Here is an 864-nt window from a genome sequence, read left to right as displayed (position 1 = left end):
GTACCTGCGTTACAGATAACACCCGCTGCAAACTCTTTCGAGTAACCGTTTTTGATCATCCCCGCAATGACGATACTACCGATAGCGACCACAGTTGCTGGTGAAGAGCCGGACAGTGCTGCAAACATCATACATGCCACAACGGAAGCCATGGCGAGACCACCACGGAACCAACCGACGATGGCAATCGCAAATCGGATGATTCGCTTTGCAACGCCACCTGTCGACATAAAACTTGAGGCCAAAATGAAGAAAGGTATCGCCAACAATGTATAGTGACCAGCAAAGGCGTTAAACAGCGTTTGAGCAACTGACGCCAAAGAAGCATCGGAATGCAGCATTAAGAAAAGAACACTGGAAAGACCCAGAGAAATTGCGATTGGCACACCAATGAGCATGAAGCCAATCACCATTAAAAACAGTAGTAAAATATCCATGGCTTAGCGCTCCTTGTGCTCAGAATCGTTCGAGGAACGAGGAGTCATGGCATCGCCAGCTTCACTCATTTCTTCTTTTAAGGCTTCCAGTTCTTCCTCAGCTTCATGCCCTGCAATCAAGCGATCCAGCTTGCCTGTAGCGATCTGCCAAGTGACTTGTAAAAAACGGAAAGTGAGCATCGCCATACCAAGCGGCAAAGCGAAATAAGGAATAAAGCGTGGCAGTTTTTCGTAGCGCTCGCCTTCATTAAGCCAATCCGCTAAGAACTGTAAAAATTCAGGCATTGGGATATCGTCGGTTTCATACCATGCGCGCTCTGTCGCAAAGGGATACCAATAATTCCAAGCACCAATCAAAAGCAGAATCGAAAAGGTTAGGCAGCAGGCCGCTGCGACTAGCGCAAGGAGTTTACGGCGCCCTTCAGGT

General features: G+C 48.1%; 2 protein-coding genes. Both read right to left on the bottom strand.

Annotated elements, in window-relative coordinates:
- Positions 1–437 (bottom strand): TRAP transporter large permease subunit (locus tag R7Q46_RS25930; protein ID WP_318078049.1); only part of this gene is annotated, 437 nt, incomplete at its 3' end.
- A gap of 3 nt (positions 438–440) precedes the next feature.
- Positions 441–864: TRAP transporter small permease (locus R7Q46_RS25925; RefSeq protein WP_411978772.1), on the bottom strand; the 424-nt coding region annotated here is incomplete at its 5' end.

Source organism: Vibrio sp. 811, from assembly GCF_033339195.1.
This window is presented reverse-complemented; position numbering and strand designations above follow the sequence as displayed.